The 23,034-nt window shown below is 43.1% G+C and carries 21 protein-coding genes; 18 read left to right on the top strand and 3 right to left on the bottom strand.

The features are described from left to right. Positions 1 to 94 precede the first annotated feature (94 nt). The 4 genes from D5281_RS07315 (at position 95) to D5281_RS07300 (ending at position 4,546) form a co-directional block, all read left to right on the top strand. The gene (locus D5281_RS07315) at positions 95 to 538 is read left to right on the top strand and encodes an ACT domain-containing protein (protein WP_160559515.1); all 444 of its coding nucleotides are present in this window, start codon (positions 95 to 97) and stop codon (positions 536 to 538) included. Between the two features lie 94 nt (positions 539 to 632). Beyond that, the gene (locus D5281_RS07310) at positions 633 to 1,841 is read left to right on the top strand and encodes a homoserine dehydrogenase (RefSeq protein ID WP_160559514.1); all 1,209 of its coding nucleotides are present in this window, start codon (positions 633 to 635) and stop codon (positions 1,839 to 1,841) included. A gap of 56 nt (positions 1,842 to 1,897) precedes the next feature. Beyond that, positions 1,898 to 3,106, top strand: coding sequence for a cofactor-independent phosphoglycerate mutase (locus tag D5281_RS07305; protein ID WP_160559513.1), 1,209 nt, complete (start codon positions 1,898 to 1,900; stop codon positions 3,104 to 3,106). Positions 3,107 to 3,226: 120 nt separating this feature from the next. After that, positions 3,227 to 4,546 (top strand): aspartate kinase, encoded by a 1,320-nt coding sequence (locus tag D5281_RS07300; RefSeq protein ID WP_160559512.1) that lies wholly within the window; start codon positions 3,227 to 3,229, stop codon positions 4,544 to 4,546. Here the strand turns inward: D5281_RS07300 and D5281_RS07295 are convergent. Beyond that, the gene (locus D5281_RS07295) at positions 4,543 to 5,409 is read right to left on the bottom strand and encodes a hypothetical protein (RefSeq protein ID WP_160559511.1); all 867 of its coding nucleotides are present in this window, start codon (positions 5,407 to 5,409) and stop codon (positions 4,543 to 4,545) included. The genes D5281_RS07300 and D5281_RS07295 overlap by 4 nt on opposite strands. 367 nt (positions 5,410 to 5,776) lie before the next feature. Here D5281_RS07295 and D5281_RS07290 point away from each other — a divergent pair, with 367 nt between their 5' ends. From D5281_RS07290 to pdxR, 6 genes are all read left to right on the top strand, one after another. Continuing rightward, positions 5,777 to 6,271 (top strand): DUF6106 family protein, encoded by a 495-nt coding sequence (locus D5281_RS07290; protein WP_160559510.1) that lies wholly within the window; start codon positions 5,777 to 5,779, stop codon positions 6,269 to 6,271. 177 nt (positions 6,272 to 6,448) lie between these two features. Then, positions 6,449 to 7,903 carry an IMP dehydrogenase gene (gene guaB, locus D5281_RS07285; RefSeq protein WP_160559509.1) on the top strand — a complete coding sequence of 485 codons (1,455 nt, stop codon included), beginning with the start codon at positions 6,449 to 6,451 and terminating at the stop codon, positions 7,901 to 7,903. A 71-nt stretch (positions 7,904 to 7,974) separates the two neighbouring features. Beyond that, positions 7,975 to 9,357, top strand: coding sequence for a hypothetical protein (locus D5281_RS07280; RefSeq protein ID WP_160559508.1), 1,383 nt, complete (start codon positions 7,975 to 7,977; stop codon positions 9,355 to 9,357). Between the two features lie 229 nt (positions 9,358 to 9,586). Then, a complete protein-coding gene (locus tag D5281_RS07275; RefSeq protein ID WP_160559580.1) occupies positions 9,587 to 11,302 on the top strand; it encodes a glutamine--tRNA ligase/YqeY domain fusion protein in 1,716 nt (571 codons plus the stop codon). An 11-nt stretch (positions 11,303 to 11,313) separates the two neighbouring features. Beyond that, positions 11,314 to 12,195, top strand: coding sequence for a DUF2225 domain-containing protein (locus tag D5281_RS07270; RefSeq protein WP_160559507.1), 882 nt, complete (start codon positions 11,314 to 11,316; stop codon positions 12,193 to 12,195). A 113-nt stretch (positions 12,196 to 12,308) separates the two neighbouring features. Beyond that, the gene (gene pdxR / locus D5281_RS07265; RefSeq protein WP_160559579.1) at positions 12,309 to 13,778 is read left to right on the top strand and encodes a MocR-like pyridoxine biosynthesis transcription factor PdxR; all 1,470 of its coding nucleotides are present in this window, start codon (positions 12,309 to 12,311) and stop codon (positions 13,776 to 13,778) included. Between the two features lie 182 nt (positions 13,779 to 13,960). On the opposite strand, the gene D5281_RS07260 is transcribed toward pdxR, so the two are convergent. Then, positions 13,961 to 14,614: a hypothetical protein gene (locus D5281_RS07260; protein ID WP_160559506.1), complete on the bottom strand. Its 654-nt coding sequence runs from the start codon at positions 14,612 to 14,614 to the stop codon at positions 13,961 to 13,963. A 290-nt stretch (positions 14,615 to 14,904) separates the two neighbouring features. Here D5281_RS07260 and D5281_RS07255 point away from each other — a divergent pair, with 290 nt between their 5' ends. The 3 genes from D5281_RS07255 to D5281_RS07245 all read left to right on the top strand — a co-directional run bounded on the left by D5281_RS07255 (position 14,905) and on the right by D5281_RS07245 (position 17,286). Then, positions 14,905 to 15,558 carry a helix-turn-helix domain-containing protein gene (locus D5281_RS07255; RefSeq protein WP_160559505.1) on the top strand — a complete coding sequence of 218 codons (654 nt, stop codon included), beginning with the start codon at positions 14,905 to 14,907 and terminating at the stop codon, positions 15,556 to 15,558. A gap of 249 nt (positions 15,559 to 15,807) precedes the next feature. Continuing rightward, positions 15,808 to 16,419 carry a TetR/AcrR family transcriptional regulator gene (locus D5281_RS07250; RefSeq protein ID WP_160559504.1) on the top strand — a complete coding sequence of 204 codons (612 nt, stop codon included), beginning with the start codon at positions 15,808 to 15,810 and terminating at the stop codon, positions 16,417 to 16,419. 105 nt (positions 16,420 to 16,524) lie between these two features. Then, the gene (locus D5281_RS07245) at positions 16,525 to 17,286 is read left to right on the top strand and encodes a DUF6062 family protein (RefSeq protein WP_160559503.1); all 762 of its coding nucleotides are present in this window, start codon (positions 16,525 to 16,527) and stop codon (positions 17,284 to 17,286) included. A 20-nt stretch (positions 17,287 to 17,306) separates the two neighbouring features. Here D5281_RS07245 and D5281_RS07240 read toward each other — a convergent pair whose 3' ends face one another. After that, a complete protein-coding gene (locus D5281_RS07240) occupies positions 17,307 to 17,789 on the bottom strand; it encodes a SpoVA/SpoVAEb family sporulation membrane protein (protein ID WP_277935229.1) in 483 nt (160 codons plus the stop codon). A gap of 294 nt (positions 17,790 to 18,083) precedes the next feature. Here D5281_RS07240 and D5281_RS07235 point away from each other — a divergent pair, with 294 nt between their 5' ends. The 5 genes from D5281_RS07235 (at position 18,084) to D5281_RS07215 (ending at position 22,959) form a co-directional block, all read left to right on the top strand. Beyond that, entirely contained in the window at positions 18,084 to 19,460 is a 1,377-nt protein-coding gene (locus D5281_RS07235; protein WP_160559501.1) for an MBOAT family O-acyltransferase, read from the top strand. A gap of 111 nt (positions 19,461 to 19,571) precedes the next feature. Continuing rightward, entirely contained in the window at positions 19,572 to 20,738 is a 1,167-nt protein-coding gene (locus tag D5281_RS07230; RefSeq protein WP_160559500.1) for a GDSL-type esterase/lipase family protein, read from the top strand. A gap of 153 nt (positions 20,739 to 20,891) precedes the next feature. Continuing rightward, the gene (locus D5281_RS07225) at positions 20,892 to 21,119 is read left to right on the top strand and encodes a hypothetical protein (protein ID WP_160559499.1); all 228 of its coding nucleotides are present in this window, start codon (positions 20,892 to 20,894) and stop codon (positions 21,117 to 21,119) included. Positions 21,120 to 21,212: 93 nt separating this feature from the next. Continuing rightward, entirely contained in the window at positions 21,213 to 22,124 is a 912-nt protein-coding gene (locus tag D5281_RS07220; RefSeq protein WP_160559498.1) for a S1 RNA-binding domain-containing protein, read from the top strand. After that, positions 22,099 to 22,959 (top strand): CPBP family intramembrane glutamic endopeptidase, encoded by an 861-nt coding sequence (locus D5281_RS07215; protein WP_160559497.1) that lies wholly within the window; start codon positions 22,099 to 22,101, stop codon positions 22,957 to 22,959. Before D5281_RS07220 ends, D5281_RS07215 begins: the two co-directional genes overlap by 26 nt. Positions 22,960 to 23,034: the final 75 nt, after the last annotated feature.

Below are 23,034 nucleotides of genomic sequence, written 5' to 3'. Positions count from 1 at the left end.
CTTGCCATGCAATCAGGTTTATGATACAATATCCCTCGTTGGCACACAAGTGTCCGTGATAGAGAGAATGGTGCGAGAAGTATAGGTGTGGACTATGGGAACCAGATATTTTGTGATGAAAGAGCGGGCGGTACCGGAGGTTCTTTTGAAGGTAGTGGAAGCCAAGCGGCTCTTAGAGACAGGTAAGGTGCATACGGTTAATGAGGCAGCAGACCAGGTAGGCATCAGCCGCAGCTCCTTTTATAAATATAAGGATGATATATTCCAGTTCCATGAGCATTTACAGGGAACCACCATTACACTGACCTTTCAGATGGAGGATGAACCGGGGCTCTTGTCGGATGTGCTCAAGATTATTGCAGAGTTTGGGGCTAATATTTTGACGATACATCAAAGCATTCCGATTAATGGAGTGGCCTCCTTAAGCTTAAGTGTGCAGGTGCTGCCCACAACGGGAAATGTTTCTGAGATGCTGGAAAACTTAAGGAGACAGCAGGGTGTTATGAATGTAAAGATATTGGCGGAGTCAAAAAATTGAAAAAGCAAAGTTTTGATGGTGACAAATTTGTGTTTGTGTCCAAATTTGTGCCTGGCCTGAAAATGTGGACTATGGGTAAGAACGGAGGGATAAAATGATTCAGGTAGCGGTAATGGGATACGGTACGGTGGGAAGCGGTGTCGTGGAGGTAATTGAAAAAAATAAGGAAGAAATCAATAAGAAATGCGGAGCCGGCGAGGCGGTTAATATTAAATATATATTGGATTTAAGGGATTTTCCGGGCGATGCCTATGAAAGCAAGATAGTCCATGACGTGGAACAGATTTTAAATGATCCTGAGGTAAAAATCATCTGCGAAACCATGGGAGGGTTAAAGCCCGCTTATGACTTTACGAAAAGGGCGCTTATGCTTGGGAAAAGTGTGTGTACCTCCAATAAGGAGCTGGTGGCGGCTCATGGGCCGGAGCTTATCAAGATTGCCCATGAAAATCAGTGTAATTACCTGTTTGAAGCCAGTGTGGGCGGTGGTATTCCAATTATCAGGCCTTTAAATTATTCTTTAACAGCCGAAAAGATAGATGCCATTACGGGAATTTTAAATGGAACTACCAATTATATTCTTTCCCGTATGGAAAAGGAAGGGGTTGATTTTGCAGAAGTGCTTAAGGATGCTCAGGAGAAGGGATATGCGGAACGGAATCCTGAGGCGGATGTGGAAGGGTATGACGCCTGCCGCAAAATAGCCATTCTTTCTTCGCTTATGTGTGGGAAAAATGTGAAATATCAGGATATTTATACAGAAGGCATCACGAAAATTACATCCACTGATTTTGTTTATGCCCATGCAATGGGTAAAACCATTAAGCTGCTGGCAATGAGCAGGGAAGAAGAAGGACAGTTTTATGCCATGGTAGCGCCCTTCCTGGTTAGCAAGTCCCATCCTTTATATATGGTCAATGATGTGTTTAACGCTGTCTGCGTTCACGGAAATATGCTGGGTGACTCTATGTATTATGGCAGGGGAGCCGGAAAGCTGCCCACGGCAAGCGCGGTGGTATCTGATGTGGTGGACTGTGCAAGACATATTGGAAAGGTTATTATGTGTTTCTGGGATGCGCAGGATGTGGAGCTTACCGGAATCGAACGAACAAGCCACAGGTTTTTTGTGCGGGTGGCATTAGAAAATGAGAAAAAGGCATTGCAGGCTTTTGAGCGCGCAAGTGTGATAGAGGCGGATGTACCAGGAGAATTTGCTTTTGTGACAGAGAAGATGACAGAGGAAGAATTTGACAGAAAGGCCAAGGAGGCCGGAATGATAAACCGCATTCGGATGAATGAATAAAAGCAATGTTAATATAGAGTGGCACGGCAGGCGGCCGGGCGGAAATGAAGGGAAATATGTCAGAGAAAAAATATATCATCGTGCTTGGGGACGGGATGGCAGACGAACCCATTGAGGCGCTTTCAGGAATGACGCCTCTTGCTTATGCAGATACACCTGCCATGGACAGATTAAGTAAACTATCGGAAATCGGGCTTGTGCATACCATTCCGGAGGGAATGAAGCCGGGATCAGATACGGCCAATCTTTCGGTGCTGGGCTATGACCCGAAGCTTTATTATTCAGGCCGCTCACCGCTGGAAGCCCTCAGCATCGGCGTTCCTATGAAAGATACGGATGTGGCCATTCGGTGTAATATTGTGACGATTTCGGAGGAGAATGTTCCTTTTGAAGAAAGAACCATTATAGACCACAGCTCAGGGGAAATCAGCACGGAGGATTGTGCGGTTTTACTTAAGGCGGTGAAGGCGGAGCTTCAAAATGAGACCTATCAGTTTTACGTGGGAACCAGTTACAGACATTGCCTGATTTGGAATAAAGGCCAGGTGATAGATTTGTCCCAGCCTCACGATGTGTTAGGCCAGGTGATTGGAGAATATCTTCCCCATGATGAACAGCTTCTTTATATGATGAAAAGAAGCCATGAGATTCTGGTAAATCATCCCATTAATATAGAAAGAAAGAAAAATGGCCTTAACCCTGCCAACTGCTGCTGGTTCTGGGGAGCCGGCACAAGACCGGCCCTTTCTTCCTTTGAGGAAAAGAATGGCCTAAAAGGAATGATGGTTTCAGCAGTTGACCTCCTAAAGGGAATCGCCGTAGGGGCAGGAATGGGAGTGGCCCAGGTGGAGGGTGCTAACGGCGGACTGCATACCAACTATGAAGGCAAGGTACAGGCGGCTTTGAATGCACTGCAAAATGGATATGATTTTGCATATATCCATGTGGAGGCACCGGATGAAATGGGGCACCAAGGCAGCGTGGAAAAGAAGGTACAGGCCATCGAATATTTGGATAAGAGAGTGATAGGGCCGTTAGTGAAATCGCTTGACGCAGAGGGAACAAATTATCGGCTGTTGGTAATGCCGGATCATCCTACGCCGATTAGAGTGCGGACTCATACATCAGACAGTGTTCCCTACCTTTTGTATGATAGCGCCTCACCAAAAAAAGAAAGCCATAATTATAATGAAAAAGAAGCCGGTGAAAGTGGGAATTTTGTTTCACAGGGGCATACAATAATAAATAAGCTGTTGGAGAGATAAATATGTGGGCATTCTTCATCAGGACTTGTGCCTGCGCCCAAATTGCGGGCTGCTGGCAATAATGGGGAGATTTGTGTTTACGCCCAAATTTGCGAGCTGTTGGAAGTATGGAGGATTAGTATGAAAAAAGTTGTAAAATTTGGCGGAAGTTCTCTTGCCAGTGCGGAGCAGTTTAAAAAGGCGGGAGAAATTATTCATAAAGATACGGAAAGGCGCTATGTGATACCATCTGCGCCAGGAAAAAGATTTCCAGAGGATACAAAGGTTACGGATATGCTCTATGAATGCTGTCAATTAGCACAGGCAGGTGAGGATTTTACAAAGAAGCTTACGTGCATAAAAGAGCGTTATCAGGAAATCATTGACGGACTTTTCTTAAAGCTTTCTCTGAAAAAGGAATTTGATATAATTGAAAAAAATTTAAAAGAAAACGCAGGGGAGAATTATGCGGCTTCCAGAGGCGAGTATTTGAATGGTATCATTATGGCAGCTTATCTGGAATTTGAGTTCGTGGATGCCGCCGAGGTGATTCGGTTTAAAGAAAACGGAGAGTTTGACTCTGAGGCAACCAATCAGATTTTAGGAGAACGTCTTGCAGGCATTGAGCGTGCTGTTATACCGGGGTTTTACGGGGCATATGCGGACGGCAGGGTTAAAACATTTTCGAGAGGCGGTTCGGATATCACAGGATCTATTGTGGCCAGAGCCGTGAAGGCGGATGTATATGAGAACTGGACAGATGTGTCAGGATTTTTGATTGCTGACCCGAGAATCATTGAGAATCCCGAAGGAATCGATACCATCACCTACAGAGAGCTCAGAGAGTTGTCCTACATGGGCGCCAGCGTGCTTCATGAGGATGCAATCTTTCCGGTAAGGAGAGAGGGGATTCCCATCAACATCCGCAATACCAACCAGCCTGAGGATAATGGCACCTGGATTGTAGAGAGCACCTGCCAGAAATCGAAATATGTTATTACCGGTATTGCAGGGAAAAAGGGATTCTGCGCTGTTAATATAGAAAAAGCTATGATGAATTCGGAAATCGGGTTTGGCAGAAAAGTGCTTCAGGCTTTTGAAGACAATGGAATTTCCTTTGAGCATGTGCCCTCTGGCATAGATACTATGACCGTGTTTGTACATCAGGATGAATTTATAGATAAAGAACAGAAGGTGGTATCTGCCGTTCACAGGTTAGCGGATCCCGATAGTATAGATATAGAAGCGGATCTTGCGCTGATTGCCGTGGTGGGGCGTGGTATGAAATCCACAAGGGGAACGGCAGGACGCATCTTTTCCGCCCTGGCCCACGTGAACGTGAATGTAAAAATGATAGACCAGGGATCAAGCGAGTTAAATATTATTATCGGTGTTGCCAATGATGATTTTGAGACAGCCATCAAATCAATTTATGATATATTTGTGGTTGCCCAGCTTTAATAAGTCTGGCCTGCAAGGGCAATTTGAGCAAAATCAATTGTTTCATCCCAGAGAAATTCGAGATATTTTTTGCTGATATCGGTTCTATGGGAGGTGTAAATGATACCAAAAACGGGGACTTTCTGCGGATAGGCCCCGGTTTTTTTGACAAACGGGGAATCTTCTAAAATGACACCCACAGGGATGGGAGTTTCCATATTTTCAGGATGACGGTGCATTTGGGTTTCTTCCAGTAAAACCTTGTCCAATTCTTCGTTGGATAGCTGCTGAGCGGAAGGTGCTTCAAGCCCATCATCAGCTTCGGCTTCCTGCAATTTCAGTACCTCACCGTAATCTATGTAGTAAAGATAATCATCATATTGGGACAGTTCTTCCTCTGTAAAAACGGTGCGTAAATCCAGAAACATTTCATGATTAGAATAGTTATTGAAAATTTCTGAATCATATACCACAGCATCAAGGTCTCCTGTCTGGATGGTAGCAATTATTTTTTGAACGGTTACCGCATCATACTGCCCCATGGAACGCAATGAGAGAGAGGTGGAGGTGTCAATAAAGCAGTCATAAGTTTCCAAATCCAAATCCGCATATTCGGCAAAAGCCGTGGAAAGTTCATCAGATGGTAGTTGATAGGAGTTGAGCATCAGCCCATAAAAGATATAATCTTTTGAAGTGGAAACATCATGAATGAGCGTAATGATGGCAATGACAGCGCAGATGGCAGCCAATGTATGAATTTTGTAATAGTACCAGAAGTAGGCAAGTCTCTCTTTGAAGGACATATCTTTCGTTTTCATGTGCTGCTCTCTGATTTCATCACGGACACCTTGGTAGGTGCGGGGCTTTTTTTCTTTTTGGGCCATTGCTTTTTCCTCCGGTTTAAACTACAATAAATTGTAATTACAATTAAGATAAATTTGCATATCTAATATCATAGCCGCCTGGTAGAAATGTGTCAATTCATGAGGCGTAAAATTTTTATTAAATTGTAAGAGTCCGGCCAATCCGTAAATGATTTGTTTTTTCCAAGCGTTCTTTGGTCAATGTGTGAAAATATGACATGATCGAACGCACTCCCTAATCATATTCTCACGGTTTGTGCAGTAAATGCACAGACCTAGCTGAATCGTTACCGAACGCATACAGAATCTGAAAAATAGCATTGAAAGTTTCAATAAAATATACTATCATAAGATAAATATAAAATCAGCGGAGGAAAAGTGATACAATATGAACGAGACTTATGTGGAATGCCTTGTAAAAAAGAAAACCCCGATGTATATGGTATTTTTGAAAATCCTTTCAATGGTTCTGGCGGTTTGCTTCGTGATAGTAGGATTCGTCTTTTTGCCGGCGTTAATTATCGGTGCGGCAATCGGTGTGGGAGCATATTTCCTTTATTTAAATGCGGATCTGGAATATGAATATCTTTATGTGGACAAGGAAATCACGGTGGATAAGGTCATGGCAAAAACACGGCGTAAAAGAGTTGCGGTTTTTGATGTGGGCAAGATAGAAATATTAGCGCCCATTAAATCATGGCATCTGGATAATTATAAAAACAGGAATGATAAAGTGATAGATTACAGCTCCGGGGAAGAAAAGCAGCCGGATAAAAGATATGTGTTTTTTTACGAGGGTTCAAAAAAAGTGATATTTGAACCCAATGAGGAGATGGTTAAGGCAATACAGTTCGTGGCGCCAAGAAAGGTGTTTAAGGATTAAGTTAAAAAGTTTCCGTGTAAAGGGAGAAAGTGTTGATGCTGTGGTATTTTGCCACAGCGTTTGTCACATAAGTGACAATGCAGGCAATTTTTTAAGTCGGTAACAATAAAATGCTGACGCGCTTCGCGAGCCAGCTTATTTTTTAAAATTTCATAATAAATTACAGGAGGAGAGAAAATGGGTCAGATAATTGGCGAAGGAATTACTTTTGATGATGTGCTTTTGGTGCCCTCTTATTCGAAGGTGATTCCCAATGAAGTGGATTTGTCAACCTGGTTAACCAAAAAAATTAAGCTCCATATTCCCATGATGAGTGCAGGGATGGACACAGTTACGGAACACAGGATGGCAATTGCCATGGCCAGGCAGGGCGGAATTGGTATTATTCATAAGAACATGTCCATTGAGGCGCAGGCGGAAGAGGTAGACAAGGTGAAACGATCTGAGAACGGTGTTATTACAGATCCATTCTCTTTGTCTCCTGAGCACACGCTTGCAGATGCAGATGTACTTATGGCAAAATTCAGAATTTCCGGTGTGCCGATTACACAGGGGCGCAAGCTGGTAGGTATTATTACAAACAGAGACTTAAAATTCGAAACAGACTTCACAAAGAAAATCAAAGAATCCATGACTTCGGAAGGACTGATAACCGCCAAGGCAGGGATTACTCTTGAGGAAGCAAAACAGGTTCTTGCTAAAGCAAGAAAAGAAAAACTTCCTATCGTAGACGATGACTACAATCTTGTAGGACTGATTACCATTAAAGATATTGAAAAAACAATTAAATATCCATTAGGGGCAAAGGACAGCCAGGGCAGACTCTTATGCGGCGCCGGTGTGGGAATAACGGCAAATGTGTTAGACAGAGTGGGCGCACTAGTTGATGCTAAGGTGGATGTGATTGTCCTTGACAGCGCCCATGGCCATTCGGAAAATGTACTTCATTGTCTTAGGATGATTAAAGAAAAATATCCGGATGTGCAGGTGATTGCAGGTAATGTTGCCACTGGTGAGGGCACAAAGGACCTAATTGATGCGGGTGCGGATGCGGTTAAAGTGGGCATTGGTCCTGGTTCTATTTGTACAACCCGTGTGGTTGCAGGTATTGGCGTTCCCCAGATTACCGCAATTATGGATGCATATTCAGTTGCAAAAGAATATGGTATTCCGATTATAGCAGATGGCGGAATCAAATATTCAGGGGATATGACAAAGGCAATTGCGGCAGGCGGAAATGTCTGTATGATGGGAAGCATCTTTGCAGGTTGTGATGAAAGCCCCGGTACCTTTGAACTATATCAGGGACGTAAATATAAAGTTTACAGAGGTATGGGTTCTATTGCAGCCATGGAAAAGGGAAGTAAAGACCGTTACTTCCAGGAGAATGCAAAGAAACTGGTGCCGGAAGGTGTGGAAGGACGTGTGGCTTACAAAGGAACCGTGGAGGATACCGTATTCCAGCTGATTGGAGGTTTGCGTTCCGGTATGGGCTATTGCGGGACAAAAACAGTAGAGGAATTAAAGGAAAAGGGAAGATTTATTAAGATTTCTGCGGCTTCCCTAAAGGAAAGTCACCCTCATGACATTCATATCACAAAGGAAGCACCTAACTATAGTGTGGATGAGTAAAGGTTAATTCTCCCCGTTATTTTTTGCGGGGAGAAAACTGCATTTAATCAACTGAAAAGGGGGTGAGTCATGTGGTCAATCTAGAGCGTGCTGGGGGTATGCAGGATGTGGCGCCACTCATTCAAAGTCTGAGAGATGGCGGCGTATTAGAAAACCTGCAACGCTGTTTTAATAAAATGGTAAATGTTTTTTTATATTGTGTGGACAAAGATGGTTTCCCTCTTACGGAATTTAGTGGAAAAGAGGAAGAAGTTGCAAGAATAAAGGAACTCATTGACAGGGAGCAGCTTCAAAATATGCTGGCGCGTATTGGGGAGAGTACATTGGAGGATCAGGCAATTGAGACAACGGCTTACCCTAATCTGCGTTTGGCTGTAGCAACAGTTAGAGTGGAAGGGAAACCGGTGATCAGCTGGGTAGGGTGTGGAGTGCTTTTTGATGAGGAGGATTTAGAGGATTATGAGAATGCTCCTCTTGAGGACTTTACCAGCCTAATCAGTGAAAGACAGCTGGCAAGAACGATAGACGCCCTGCGGGATATGACTGATGCCCTGCTAAAGGAAAGGCTTTCTGTGGTCAATGCCCAGGCAGCAGACAGAAGAAGCCGGCATCTGGAAAAGGAAATGGAAGAAAAGCTTATCCGCGAGCAGATGCTGAGCCAGCTGATGCAGGTGATTCTAGAAGACAGAGAGCTTAAAGAAAATACCTTATTTAAATATTTAAAAATGATTGGAGAGTTTTTAGAGTTAAGCGTTGCAGCGCTTTACCGTACACCTGGAAATAACAACTGTATTGAAATGATATCCAAATGGTGTGCGAAGATGGTAACATGGGAAATGGAAGAAGCCGTTGACAGCCCGGATTTCTCGCTTTTACGAACAGAAAAAACACTTGTTTTGTCTTGTAAATCCATGATGGGAGCAAAGGAAAAGGAAGCAATACAGGCACTTGGATTGAAAGCGCTTATTTTAATTCCGGTAGAAACGGGTGCTTTGGGAAATATGTATGCCTGCTTTGGTGTGAAAGAGAAAGATAGGGTATGGGAGCTTTCGGAAATCAGATTTTTAAGTGATGCTGTTAAAATACTTCAGTATAGTATGGCAGGACGTGCCCGCAATGATTTATTGGAAGCAAAATTGGAAAGAATACTGGAGCATTTAGGAGCCGCCTTATGTGTGAGAAGTTTAAAAACGGGCGATATTTTATATGCAAACAGCCAAATGCGCAGTCTGTTTGAAAAAGAGCCGGGCACACTGGACGAAAGAGATGTAAACGGTCTTCTTGGCCTGGCAGCGCAGGCAGAGGGAAACAGAGAGCTTTATTATGCGCAGAAGAAACGCTGGTATGATTTGCATAATGAGGAAATAGAATGGATGGATGGGAGCCCTGCCTCTTTAAGTACTTTGCGGGACTGTACAGGCAGGAAAAGGAATGCAAGGAAGAAGACAACTTAACATTTGAATACCATAACATATTTTATTTATAAAACATGCTTTATAAACTACAGGTGATGTGATATGATATACAAGTTATGGCTTTTGAGATAAATTTACTATCTACTTATGTAACAAATTTGTGCTTACGCCCAAATTTGTGAGTTGATAGCAGGAGTGGGAACTTATTATGAAAATGAGTCAATATGATAGCAATGTAAAGAATGAATGTGAAAAGGAACAGGTAACGATGAATGTAAATGGCAGTGCAAAAACCGCAGCGTGCAGCGGCAGCGAGGAAGAAAAAACAGTAGTTTCCAGAAATTTTATAGAGCAGATGATTGATAAAGATCTGGCGGAGGGCGTATATGATCATGTGCATACCAGATTTCCGCCGGAGCCTAACGGGTATCTCCATATCGGACATGCCAAGAGTATCCTTTTAAACTATGGATTGGCGAAGGCTTATAACGGTCAGTTTAATATGCGTTTTGATGATACCAATCCTACCAAAGAAAAAACAGAGTTTGTGGAATCTATTTTGGAAGATATCAAATGGCTTGGGGCTGACTGGGAGGACAGGCTTTTCTTCGCATCCGATTATTTTGATCAGATGTATGAAGGAGCGGTTAAGCTGATCCAGAAGGGGAAAGCTTATGTGTCAGATCTAAGTGCAGAAGAAATGAGGGAATATCGGGGAACGCTGACGGAACCAGGGAAAAATGATCCCAACCGTGACAGGAGCGTTGAGGAGAATTTGACCCTTTTTGAAAAGATGAAAAATGGTGAATTTAAGGATGGGGAGAAGACGCTTCGGGCGAAGATTGATATGGCATCTCCCAACATTAACATGCGTGATCCGGTCATCTATCGTGTGGCCCATATGAGCCATCACAATACGGGAGATAAATGGTGCATTTATCCTATGTATGATTTTGCCCATCCCATAGAGGATGCGATAGAGGGTATTACTCATTCTATCTGTACGCTGGAGTTTGAGGATCATAGGCCCTTGTATGATTGGGTGGTAAGGGAACTTGCGTATGAGGTTCCGCCCAGGCAGATTGAGTTTGCAAAGATGTATCTGACCAATGTGGTGACAGGAAAAAGATATATCAAGAAGCTGGTAGAGGAGGGGATAGTGGACGGCTGGGATGACCCCAGGCTTGTTTCCATAGCGGCTCTGCGCAGAAGGGGCTTTACACCGGAATCTATTAAAATGTTTGTGGATCTTTGCGGTGTGTCAAAGAGTAATTCCTCTGCGGATTATGCAATGCTGGAGTACTGCATCAGGGAGGATCTGAAATTGAAGCGTCCCCGCATGATGGCGGTGTTAGATCCCATTAAGCTGATTATTGACAATTATCCCGAGGATAAATGCGAGATGCTTGCGGTTGCCAATAATCTTGAAAATGAAAGTATGGGCACAAGGCAGGTTCCATTTGGAAGGGAGCTTTATATTGACAGGGAAGACTTTATGGAGGAGCCTCCTAAAAAGTATTTCCGACTTTTCCCGGGAAATGAAGTGCGGCTTATGAATGCCTATTTCGTAACCTGTACAGGCTGTGTGAAGGACGAAAACGGCAAGGTAGTTGAGGTGCATTGCACGTATGACCCAAAGACAAAGTGCGGCAGTGGCTTTACCGGACGGAAAGTAAAAGGAACCATTCACTGGGTTCCGGCAAAGGAAGCTGTTAAAGCGGAAGTAAGGCTTTATGAAAATATTATTGATGAGGAAAAAGGCGTTTACAATGAGGACGGAAGTCTGAATTTAAATCTCAATTCTCTTACCGTAAGAAAGGACTGCTGTTTAGAGCCTGCGCTTAAGGATGCAAAGCCTTATGATAGTTTCCAGTTTGTTCGTCAGGGATATTTCTGTGTGGACGCAAAGGATTCAAAAAAGGATAACCTTGTATTTAACAGGATTGTATCTCTAAAAAGCTCTTATGTACTGCCCAAAAACTAGGAGGATGAGGAATGCTTGGACTGCTGCAGGGCCTTGGAAAATTTGGCTTAAGTGAGTTGGAAAATCTGAATGTATATGAAGATGAAAAGAAGACGACAGCCCAGGATAAAGACATAAAAGAAGCTCCGCATATGATACAGGAGGAGGATTATCTTTTTGACAAGACCTATGAGTGTCCTGTTTGTTACCAGAAGATTAAGGCCAGGACGGTGCGGACAGGCCGGGCAAAGCTGGTGCGTACGGATATTTATCTGCGGCCTGTCTATGAGAATATTGAGCCATTAAAATATGAAGTAATCAGCTGCCCGTGCTGTGGCTATTCGGTTCACAGCCGCTATTTTGGCGGGCTTACCGGGTTACAGATTAAGGCAATTAGAGATACGATTTCTATGTCTTTTAGTTCGCCTACAGATGAAAAGCTGACATATACCTATGAGGAAGCGCTTGGGCGGTATAAGCTTAGCCTTGCATGTGCCATTGTGCGGCGTGCCAAAGCCAGCGAAAAAGCCTATATCTGTCTGAAAGCGGGATGGCTTTTGATGAGCATGGAAGATGCCCTGAAGGCAAAGGCGGCATCGGAGGCAGAAAACCAGGAATGTCAACAGAAGTTAAAAGAGATCCGGGCGGAACAAAATGAATTTCTTAAAAATGCATTGGACGGTTTCCTTGCGGCAAGGCAGACAGAAGGGCCGCTTGCAGGGCTGGATGAATCCACGGTAGAATATATAACAGCGGTGCTTGCCGTGAGGTTTGGGCAGTATGAAACCGCCTCCCGGATTCTTTCCGGCATTTTGACAGCTCCCTCAACAAGCAGCCGCATGAAGGATAAAGCCGTAGAGCTTAAGCAAATATTAATAGCCAGAGTGAAAGAAAAAAATGAACAAAAGAAGTAATGGCATGATACGGGGGTTGGCAGGAATGAGGAATTACTGTGAAAAATAAATTTTTCACAGTCAAATTTGTGCTGACGCCCAAATTGGCAGGTGTTGGCAGCATGGAGGATTGTATGAACGATTTGACAATACAGCTGACAGATCGAGGGGATAAATGTCTTTATCAGCAGATTTATGAATATATAAGGAATGAGATAAGAAGGGGGGAGCTTTTAGAAGGTGAAAAGCTCCCTTCAACCCGTTCTTTGGCGGAATATCTGCAGGTTGCCAGGAGCACGGTGGATTTTGCCTATGGTCAGCTTGTGGCGGAAGGGTATGTGGAAGCCTGCCCATACAAAGGATATTTTGTGAGTCATGTGGAGGAGCTTTTCCATTTTTCGGATAACGCCTTATTGGAAGAAAATATGAGCGCCAAAACAGGGAAAGCAGAGCAGGGAAGGATAGAGAATAAAAAGACGGTTGAAGATAATCTTTTGTATGATTTTTCCCCTCATGCGGTGAGCCTTAAGGACTTTCCCTATGCCACATGGAAAAAAATCACCAAAAATATTCTGGTAGATGCCAACAGCGAGATGTTTGCCTTAGGAGATGCCCAGGGCGATTTACGGCTTCGGGAAACCATCAGCAGATACCTCCATTCTTCCAGAGGCGTGAATTGCAGCCCGGAGCAGATTATTGTGGGGGCCGGAACAGATTATCTTTTTATGCTATTGGAAAAGATTTTAGGACGGCATGTGCCTATCGCCATGGAAAATCCAACCTATAAGCGTGCCTATAAGGTTTTTCAGTCTTTTGCCTATGAAATAAAAGCAGTTCCCATGGACAGCAGTGGGATGGACGTAAAAAAATTAAGGGAAACGAATGCGAGAGTCGCTTATGTAATGCCTTCCCATCAGTATCCTACGGGGGTAGTGATGCCCATAGGAAGAAGGCATGAACTGCTGAAATGGGCCAAGGAAGAAAAGCACAGATATTTGATAGAAGATGATTATGACAGCGAATTTAGGTACAGGGGAAAGCCTGTGCCATCCCTGCAGGCTTCGGACAGAGATGGAAGGGTGATTTATATGGGGACCTTTTCAAAATCCATTGCACCTGCGATTCGTGTGGGTTATATGGTGCTGCCGCCTAAGCTTTTGCAGACATATAAAGAAAATTGTGGGTTTTATGCATCCACAGTATCCCGCATCGATCAGCGCATCTTAGATGAGTTTATCAGAGACGGATATTTTGAGCGGTATCTGAACAAAATGAGAAAGATTTACAGAGGAAGGCATGATTTTTTACTGAATCATCTTTCCCCCTTCGAGAAAGAATTTATGATTTCGGGTGAGAACGCGGGTCTACATATTTTGCTGACAAGCCGAAGTAAAATACCGGAAAGGGAGCTGATTGCGGCGGCGGCCAGGGAAGGGATAAAGCTATATGGAATAGCGGACGCATGTATGGGGCAGGATAGTATCAGAAATACTTCCTTTGAAAACACAATCCTTTTAGGATATGGGGCATTGGAGGAGCAGGAATTGAGACAGGGGCTTATGCTGCTGGAAAAGGCCTGGGCGCCTTACCTGAAAAGTCCATGAAGAAGCGAAAAACTGCTTGTAAATGAAGTATTTTCAGTAAGGGGCGGGCATTGCTGTTTTCAAAAAGAGAAGGATGTAACAAATTCGGTTTGACCGAAATGTTACATCCTATATTTTGGATAGCCTGTGTATGGGTTTGGCAAAAAACACCCTATATTGCAATGTTTAGGCTTTCTATATTATTAGGGAGTGTCGTCAAAAAAATCTTCCACCTGTCCATTGGCCGTTTCCTTAATGACAGATTCTTTCATTGGATCCTGTGTAGAAACAGTTGGCTGAACCTTGGAATCTTCTATAGAGGAGTCCGGATCAGGAATGGCATCTACGACTGCTTCCGCAAGTCTCTCCCCAGGATTTACCATGGGCTGTTCCTCTAAAATTTGCTTTGAAGCATCTTCCTCTGAAACAGACTGCTCATTGGCTTCTTCCTGTGAAACAGGCTGTTCGTTAGCAGCTTCATCAGAAGCAACACGTTCTTTATTTAATGCTGTCAGGTCTGTGAAATTACTCTCACTCATTGCCTGATTTTCTTTTACTGATTTTACGGTGTCCTTAACCTGCTGAACAGAGTCAACAATAACCTCTTTGGCCTTATGAAAAGCCTCCTGGGCGATGGCCTCTGCTTTGTCCAGATTTAGGGATACATAGGTACGTTCCTTTACAGGGGGTACCTCCTCATCAAGATCCTCGCTGAAATCGTCAAAGTCATCATCAACATCCTCGTCAGCAGACGAGGAAGAAACTTGTTCTTTCTTCTGCAAGTAGTAGTATGTGCCGTAAGCAGCAGCACTGGCTACGGCGGAGAAAAGTAAAAATTTACCAAATTTTTTGGACATGAGGGTACTCCTTTCGGTTGTCTTCATAATATAATATCTTAATACTATTCTGCAAAAATGAAAAGAGAATATGTGTAAAAAAACTATAAATTTTATGGAAAGTAATAGGAAAGCTGCCTGAAAAACAGAAATAAAAATCGGTATGCAACTACCAGTTGACAAATTGAAACAGATAAGCGGTGGCAATGCAACCAAGGTTTCTGCTAATATTTTAGATAACATAGATAATTTTAACAATTCAGACTATCTGAATTGCGATAGCCAATGAAAAAATAAGGAGGTTTTGGTTCATGCGCATTGGAGAGAGAATACATAACTTAAGGAAAGCCAAGGGCGTATCACAGGAACAATTGGCAGATATGGCAGGAGTTTCCAGACAGGCGGTTTCCAAGTGGGAGAGTGAGCAGAGCATTCCGGATATTGAAAAGATTATTTTGCTAAGTGATTATTTTGAAGTTACCACTGATTATTTGCTGAAAGGGACTGAACCTGTAGAAAAAGCTGCAGAAGAAATGAAAGAAGTAAAAGAAGCAGAACCTAAATTAGATGCAAAACTGTTTTCTACAGCGGGAACGATTTTAAATGCGACAGGATTGGTTTTAGCGATTACGATTTGGATTGAAAGGTGTATGGCTTACACGGCAGGCGTGGGGATTATGATTATGTTTGGCGGAACAGGGGTGTTTCTGACAGGACAAATTTTAGACACAAAAGATAAGGGAAAAGCAAAATATCTTTTCATTTTATGGAATGTATGGATTTTGCCTTTTATTCCCCTGGCTTGTTGTTTTAATATTGTAGATGGGTTATTGGGCGGATATTTTGGATTGATTGCACCGGTTCCTATGCTGGGAAATTCATTTTTTACATTTACATGTTACTGGATTATGTATATAGCTATGTGCATTACAGCAGATTTTGTTGTCATAAGAAAGAAGATTTGAGGGCCATGGCTGTAAGAAAAACAGTAATTGGGAAACAGCCAAAAAAGGTGTAAAAGGCTGTACAAGATATGGTAGATGAAAAAAAAGCGCATACTAGTTTCTCTGAAACGATTGAAGGAAAACGGGAAATATGTTATATTTTGTATATTCAATTTCGACTCGTAAAGTCAACAGAACTGCCGTGCTGTTTTGTATACAACATGGGGACAGGCGGGCCTGTGGAAAAGATACCTTCATATGGAGAAGCTTATGAATGAAAAATTTTTTGATTTAAAAAAGGAAAAGCAGGACAGAATGGTAAACGCAGCTCTTAAGGTGTTTGCAATACATGGTTACGGTCATGCCAGCACGGATGACATAGTAAAGGAAGCAGGCATCAGCAAGGGGCTGCTTTTTCATTATTTTATCAGTAAGTTAGGGCTGTATTCTTTTATTTACGATTATAGTGTCAAATATGTGAAACTGGAGCTTTTTACAGGTGTGTCGAAGGAGGAAACCGATTATTTTAAGCTCCTTGAACAGATTAAGCAATCTCAGCTTCAGGTAATGAAAAATTATCCTTACATGATGCAGTTTATCAATAAGAGCCGGGAAGAAAATGTCAGTGAGGCCCTTATAGAGACAGAGGATAAGAGAGGAGTTCTCTCGGAACGGTATGCGGAGATTATGAGCAGGGCGGATCTTTCCAAATTTAAGCCGGAGACGGATGTGGGGAAACTGACGAAGGTGATAGAGTATACGGTGGATGGACTGATGGCGGAGCATTTCCTGAACGGTTCCTTCCAACCGGAAATTTATCATGAGGAAATGATACAGTATCTGGACATGCTCAGAAAGCTCAGCTATCAGGAATCGGTTTGATGGCGGTTGTAGTTTAGGCCACAGGGGTCGGAGATTTTTTACAGTAAGCTGGACGTTGGACAGACGTTGGATTTACATCATTTTTGAAGGAATGGGGGAAGGGATATGAAGGAAAAGCTTTATACGATACCGCTAAACGATGCGGTGAATGCAGGGGATGAGTGCCCTTTTTGCAACATAGAAAGGGCGGTGGAGCAGGATCTTCTGGACTTTGTACTTGGCTCGGGAGCTTCTTATATGGAAAGTGATGTGAGGGAAGCTACGGACAAGGCAGGGTTTTGCAGGGCGCATTTTAAGAAAATGTTTGATTATGGCAATACCCTTGGAAACGGCTGGATTTTAAAAACCCATTATATGGAAGTCAACAGGCAGATGAAGGAACAGTTCAAAAAATTCGTGCCCTCCAAGTCGTCCTTTATGGGTAAGCTTAAGAAAAGTGAGGCAGGAGAAAATTCTATTGGCATGTGGGTGCGGGAAAAAGAAAAATCCTGCTATATTTGTAATCAGTTTGCGCAGACTTATGACCGGTATATGGACACGTTCTTTCATATGTATAAAAAGGACGAGGATTTTAAAAAGAGGATTCTTGGCGGTAAGGGCTTTTGCCTGCATCATTTTGGGGATTTGTGCGAATATGGGGAAAGCCGTTTAAATGAGAAAGAAAAGAAGGAATTTTACCCGGCAATGTTCGAACTTATGGAAAAGAACATGGATCGGATTTGGGAGGATGTAAGCTGGCTGGTGGAGAAGTTTGATTATAAAAACCAGGATGCGGACTGGAAAAATTCGAAAGATGCGGTTCAGAGAGGAATGCAGAAATTAAAAGGCGGGTATCCGGCAGATCCTGTCTACAAAATGAACAAATAAGGGGCACATAAGCGTGCCCCTTATCCCAGTATTCCGGTGATTTGTCCAATCCAGTATAACAGGCCCAGTACCCAGCTTGTGAAGATACCATACAAAATTACAGGTCCGGCAATGGTGAAAATTTTACATCCAATTCCAAACACCTGTCCTTCTTTCTTAAATTCCACCGCAGGAGCAGCTACGGAATTGGCAAATCCGGTGATGGGTACTAATGCGCCGGCACCGCCGAATTTTACAATGGATGGATAAATGTTAAAGCCGGTGAAAAGAACGCTGAGCAGGATTAAAATAAGGGAGCAGAAGCTGCCCGATGTATCTTTATCCATTCCCATTTGACTGCCTGCAAAATTTAAGAGAAGCTGGCCAATGACACAAATGATGCCGCCTGTGATAAAAGCTTTTAACATCTGTAAGTACAGATTATGTGTGGGAGTTATCATTTTCACATATTCTTCATAATCTTTTTCAAGGTTTTTTTGTTCTTCACTTTTCTGTTCGCTCATATTTAGAACCATGCTCCTTTCTCAATGTGCGAATTTGTGCGTTCTAGCACAAATTTGCGGTTGAAAGAATGCAATTCTTTCAACCTTTATACCTTCCTGATAGTTGTGCTGGTTTGAAATTTCCGTACACATACAATTTACGGACTGTCGGCAAAAATGGAGGATTGGTATCAGTTTGTGTATTTGATAAAAATTTATACATACTAAAATAATCTGATAAAACATCCTTGTAGAATGAAAATAGGAATGCTAAAATGGATAACGAGAGTCAAATGATAAATACAGAGGTATGTTATGGTCAGTTTTTCAAGCCTTGAATTTTTATTCCGATTTTTACCGGTTTTTTTAATGATATATTTTGTAGTGCCCAATAAGCTTAAGGACATAGTGCTGCTGATTGGGAGCATTATTTTTTATGCGGTTGGAGAGCCTGTTTTTATTTTGGCGCTGGCGGCAGCTACTTTGATGAACTATTGGATGGGAACGAAGATGTGGAAGCTTAACGAAGGCTTCCAATTAAGTGATTGGCAGAAAAAGAGACGAAAAAGGTGTATGATAGAAGCGGTTGTTCTGGATGTGGCAATTCTTGCGGCATTTAAAGGGCTTGCAATTTTTGTGGATAACAGATTGCTTCCGATGGGCCTGAGCTTTTACATCTTTAAAATGATATCTTATCAGGTGGACACCCTTCGCAGAGAGATTTGGAGTAAACCTAAGTTTCAGCAGGCAGCGCTGTATTTTACCATGTTTCCCCAGGTGGTATCAGGCCCGATTATGAGGTATAATGAAGGCGGATTTGATGGGAAAAGAGAGTATGGCCTGCAGCAGTTTGAGGAAGGCTTTAAATTATTTGTAATTGGGCTTGGCATGAAGGTGCTTCTGGCGGATCGGCTGGCGATTTTGTGGAACGATTTGCAGATGATTGGATTTCAAAGTATTTCCACGCCGCTTGCATGGTTTGGCGCCTTCGGATATTCCTTGCGTTTGTATTTTGACTTCTGGGGGTATTCTTTGATGGCATCAGGCCTTATGGTGATGCTGGGTTTTGACTTTATAGAGAACTTTGACCATCCTTACGCGTCCAGGAGTATCTCGGAATTTTATAGAAGATGGCATATGACCCTTGGAAACTGGTTCCGGGACTATGTATACATTCCGCTTGGAGGGAGCAGGTGCAGAAAGGGCAGGCTGATTTTTAACCTTGCCATTGTGTGGCTCCTGACCGGGATTTGGCATGGGAATGGTCTGAACTATGTGATTTGGGGCGCGGTGCTTGGACTTTTGATTATTTTGGAAAAGCTGTTTTATGGAAAGATCTTAAACAAAGTACCTGTTTTGGGGAATATTTATCTGTTGGCGGTTATCCCTCTTACCTGGGTTATATTTGCCATAACGGATTTACAGCAGCTGGGAATTTATTTCGGGCGTCTTTTTCCTCTTACAGGTGGGGCGGGAATTGCTGTTAACCAGCAGGATATCATCAAATATTCGCAAAATTATAGTGTTTATTTTATCGCGGGAATTTTATTATGTATTCCGGCAGTATCTGAATTTTACAAAAAACATAGAAATCATCCTGTGATTATCATGGCGCTGGTGTTTATCTTCTGGCTTTCCATTTACTTTTTGTCCTCTAGTGCAGGAAACCCGTTTATGTACCTGAATTTTTAGACAGTAGAAGTGAATCGGAACTTTACAAAAACAAAGGAAAAATATTAACCTGCAAAGAACATTGTGTAAGATTAAAACTGTCCAGTGTTTGCAGGGGGAGTGGAGTAGCAAATGAAATTGATAAAAAAATGTCCGGTTTTTGTGCTTTTGTTAAGCACAGGACTGCTTTTTACTTTGATAGCCCTTGGGGGTAAAAATACCATATATGCAAGTCAGGAATATGACCCAATCACCACGCCGCTTTTGTCGGTGATGTTTACCGCGGCCAATGATGAGATTTATCCATGGCAAATGTTCCTCAATCAAAATACACCGGTTATGGCACAGGGGCCGGATACCGATAAGATGAATCCGGAGGAAACAGACTCTGATGGACAGGGTGAGATCCAGGAAAATACAAGTTCCGGTGATGCAGACGGAATTGGAGAGGAGAGCGAAACCGAAGCTGGTGAAGCCTCGGATGCTTTGGATGAAGGTGAGAAACCGGAAGAAAAGGCGCAGGAAAACACAGCCAATATGGGGCTGGGCGCCGGAGCCGTAGGGGCGGATGCTCTGCGCAGTGCGTCTGAGTCTTTAAAAGAGGAAGCAAGCTTTGAACGCCTGCCGCCGCTTCGGGAAAGTACCCATGAGGAGTATATCAACCATGTTTCCGCTGATATATATGGAGATGCAGGCGTTATCAGGGCGGCATCTTACCCATTTGGGACAGTGGATGACAGCTACTTTGATGATGCGTTGTTTATCGGGGATTCCCGGTTAGTGGGATTAAAAGAGTATACGGATTTGTCAGAGCACGCGGATTTTTGCTGTGAGACGTCTCTGACCATTTATAAGGCGTTGGAGGAAAAATTCAGCGACATAGGTACCGTGCCAGAGGCCTTGGAAAATAAGGATTACACGAAGATTTATATGATGCTGGGCATCAATGAACTTGGCAGAGGGACAACGGAAGACTTTATGGCCAAGTATACGGAGGTGGTTGATACGCTCCGTGAGCTGGAACCGGATGCAAAAATAATCATTATGGGAATTATGCATGTATCGGGGCAGAAAAGCAGTTCGGATGCTATCTTTAACAACGGCAATATCAATGCGAGAAATAATGCCATTGCTACCCTGGCGGACAATAAAAATATTTTTTATATAGATGTAAACGAGGTGGTTTGTGATGAAGAAGGGAACCTGAATGAGGAGTATACCTTTGACCAGATTCATCTTTTGGGCGCACGCAATGATTTGGTGAAGCAGTTTTTGCTGGAGCATGGGGTGACGGAGTAATTGGTATAAATTGATAAGCCAGGAGCGGTTGATGAAAGGTAATTAATGAAGAAAAGGGTATGTGCTGCTGGTGGCTTTATGATCTTAAAAAGGATGTAGGCGGACAGGATGTAATTTGGCATTTGTGTCAGCAATGGCAGGCAGCATAAGGAAATGGAAAAGGATTCAAAACATACGGTGCTTTTGGCAAAGCGGAAAGCAAGTGTAAGACTGCCGATTCTTCAAGTGAAAAGGGATTTACTGAAAAATATATTGAACAAAAAAGTCTGTTTCCGCTACGCGGGAAAAGAGATAGAATTCGCATATGATGTAAAAATTTCCACAGAAAGAACAAATGATGGGTATTATTATCATTTTGTATGTAATCATGCTCTTTGTTAGAGACTTCTGTGTTGGATAGAATACCAGATATTTTTATAAAAACAGATGAAAGAGATTCTAAGTGGCTGTTAAAAAAAGAAGGAGGAAAGAATTATGGAAGAGACAATGAAAGATTACGAAAAGGAGTTGGAGGCATCCTTTCGAAAAATCAACGAAGGGGACGTGATTCAGGGAACGGTAATTGATGTAAGCGAGGAAGAAGTGACGTTGGACTTAAAGTACTATACCCAGGGAATCATCAAAGCCGCGGATATGAGCGATGACCCCGGATTCTCCCTGAAAGAGGATGTAAAGGTGGGAGATGTGGTGGAAGCCACAGTTGTACGTATGGACGATGGTCAGGGCAACATTCTCCTTTCCAGGAAAGAAGCAAACGCAGTGCTGGCATGGGATGTATTAAAGCAGTACATGGAAGATAAGAAAAGTTTGGAAGTACAGGTGGGCCAGGTGGTCAAAGCCGGCGTAATAGCCTACGTGGAAGGCATCAGGGGATTTATCCCGGCTTCTCAGCTGTCCCTTTCTTATGTGGAGGATTTGGAGCCTTATCAGGGAAAGAAATTAACAGTACGGGTTATGACCGTTGACCAGGAAAAACAAAAGCTGGTTCTCTCCGCCAAAGAAGTTTTAAGGGAGCAGGAGAAGGAAGAGCATGACCACAAGGTAGCGATGCTGGTACCTGGCACCATTTTAGAGGGAACAGTGGAAAGCCTGCATACTTACGGAGCTTTTGTGGATTTAACAGACGGCTTAAGCGGCCTGGTCCACATTTCACAGATTAGCCAAAAGCGAATCAAAAAGCCCTCAGAGGTACTGAAAGTGGGCGATAAAGTTAAAGTAAAAGTTTTAAACACCCGCGATGGGAAAATCTCCTTAAGCATAAAGGCAGCCCAGGAAGGCCAGGCGGCGGAGGAGATTGAAAAGACAGATGTAGGAAGTTATAGTTCCGGAGAAAGCTTAGGAACCAGCCTGGGAGATTTATTTGCAAAGCTGGACATCCATGTTTAAGCCGGACAGGGCAGCAGGTGGAACGGGCAGGAAGACCGGAAAGGAGATAAAAAGCTGGTCTTCCTTTCAAAAGACAGCCTATCTGCTGCTGCCGCTTCTAATTTACTTTGTGGCGCATGATGCAGCCCAATTTCTCTTATGGGCAGTTATGGAGCTGATTCTCTCATCTGGCAGCCAAAGTATCAGGGCGTTTTGCAGCAGCTATGCCGATACCCTGCAAGGGGCCGTTAACGGCCTTGCCATCTTAATCGGAGCGGCTTTTGTCTATAGGACGGCTCGAAACGAGATAAAGGCCCAGGTGTATGAGAAAAGAACCGTGACCGCCTACTGTTTCTTAGCGGCGCTTGCCTTCTGTGCATCTGTGGGAATCAACATTTTATTTGCCCGGACAGGCTTCTCGGAACGCTCCCAGACATATGACAGGGTACATGAGATGCAATACGGAGTGGAATTTGCAGCAGGACTCATTCTGTACGGAATCATTTCCCCACTGGCAGAAGAAACAATATTCCGTGGGATCCTCTATAACAGGATGAAGCAGTGTTTTAACTATCCAATCGCCCTGCTCCTATCCTCCCTGTTCTTCGGCCTTTACCATGGAAATCTGGTACAAGCGCTCTATGGCACTCTGCTGGGCCTTTTCATTGCGTACACATATGAAAAATACCACAACTTTGCAGCGCCCGTCCTATTCCATGCCGTAGCCAACATTAGCATTTTTACCCTAACCTACTATAATTGGCTTAAGGATATGAGCTGGGAAGTGAGTATTTGGGTCATGCTGGCCTTACTGGCAGTGGCCGGAATTAGTCTGTGGCGGATAAAGAAAGAATAAAATAGTCATATTTTTATGAGATTATTTTGAATATAAAGAATAAAGTCTGACTAATATAGATGAAAGTTTAAATTA

The organism is Parablautia muri, from assembly GCF_009917485.1.
Lineage (GTDB): Bacteria > Bacillota > Clostridia > Lachnospirales > Lachnospiraceae > Suilimivivens > Suilimivivens muri.
This window is presented reverse-complemented; position numbering and strand designations above follow the sequence as displayed.

Excerpts from the sequence above, each read along its gene's own strand:
- D5281_RS07315 (WP_160559515.1), top strand. The coding sequence starts at position 95 with ATGGGAACCAGATATTTTGTGATGAAAGAGCGGGCGGTACCGGAGGTT.
- D5281_RS07310 (WP_160559514.1), top strand. The coding sequence starts at position 633 with ATGATTCAGGTAGCGGTAATGGGATACGGTACGGTGGGAAGCGGTGTC.
- D5281_RS07305 (WP_160559513.1), top strand. The coding sequence starts at position 1,898 with ATGTCAGAGAAAAAATATATCATCGTGCTTGGGGACGGGATGGCAGAC.
- D5281_RS07300 (WP_160559512.1), top strand. The coding sequence starts at position 3,227 with ATGAAAAAAGTTGTAAAATTTGGCGGAAGTTCTCTTGCCAGTGCGGAG.
- D5281_RS07295 (WP_160559511.1), bottom strand. The coding sequence starts at position 5,409 with ATGGCCCAAAAAGAAAAAAAGCCCCGCACCTACCAAGGTGTCCGTGAT.
- D5281_RS07290 (WP_160559510.1), top strand. The coding sequence starts at position 5,777 with ATGAACGAGACTTATGTGGAATGCCTTGTAAAAAAGAAAACCCCGATG.
- guaB (WP_160559509.1), top strand. The coding sequence starts at position 6,449 with ATGGGTCAGATAATTGGCGAAGGAATTACTTTTGATGATGTGCTTTTG.
- D5281_RS07275 (WP_160559580.1), top strand. The coding sequence starts at position 9,587 with ATGAATGTAAATGGCAGTGCAAAAACCGCAGCGTGCAGCGGCAGCGAG.
- D5281_RS07270 (WP_160559507.1), top strand. The coding sequence starts at position 11,314 with ATGCTTGGACTGCTGCAGGGCCTTGGAAAATTTGGCTTAAGTGAGTTG.
- pdxR (WP_160559579.1), top strand. The coding sequence starts at position 12,309 with ATGAACGATTTGACAATACAGCTGACAGATCGAGGGGATAAATGTCTT.
- D5281_RS07260 (WP_160559506.1), bottom strand. The coding sequence starts at position 14,614 with ATGTCCAAAAAATTTGGTAAATTTTTACTTTTCTCCGCCGTAGCCAGT.
- D5281_RS07255 (WP_160559505.1), top strand. The coding sequence starts at position 14,905 with ATGCGCATTGGAGAGAGAATACATAACTTAAGGAAAGCCAAGGGCGTA.
- D5281_RS07250 (WP_160559504.1), top strand. The coding sequence starts at position 15,808 with ATGAATGAAAAATTTTTTGATTTAAAAAAGGAAAAGCAGGACAGAATG.
- D5281_RS07245 (WP_160559503.1), top strand. The coding sequence starts at position 16,525 with ATGAAGGAAAAGCTTTATACGATACCGCTAAACGATGCGGTGAATGCA.
- D5281_RS07240 (WP_277935229.1), bottom strand. The coding sequence starts at position 17,789 with ATGAGCGAACAGAAAAGTGAAGAACAAAAAAACCTTGAAAAAGATTAT.
- D5281_RS07235 (WP_160559501.1), top strand. The coding sequence starts at position 18,084 with ATGGTCAGTTTTTCAAGCCTTGAATTTTTATTCCGATTTTTACCGGTT.
- D5281_RS07230 (WP_160559500.1), top strand. The coding sequence starts at position 19,572 with ATGAAATTGATAAAAAAATGTCCGGTTTTTGTGCTTTTGTTAAGCACA.
- D5281_RS07225 (WP_160559499.1), top strand. The coding sequence starts at position 20,892 with ATGGAAAAGGATTCAAAACATACGGTGCTTTTGGCAAAGCGGAAAGCA.
- D5281_RS07220 (WP_160559498.1), top strand. The coding sequence starts at position 21,213 with ATGGAAGAGACAATGAAAGATTACGAAAAGGAGTTGGAGGCATCCTTT.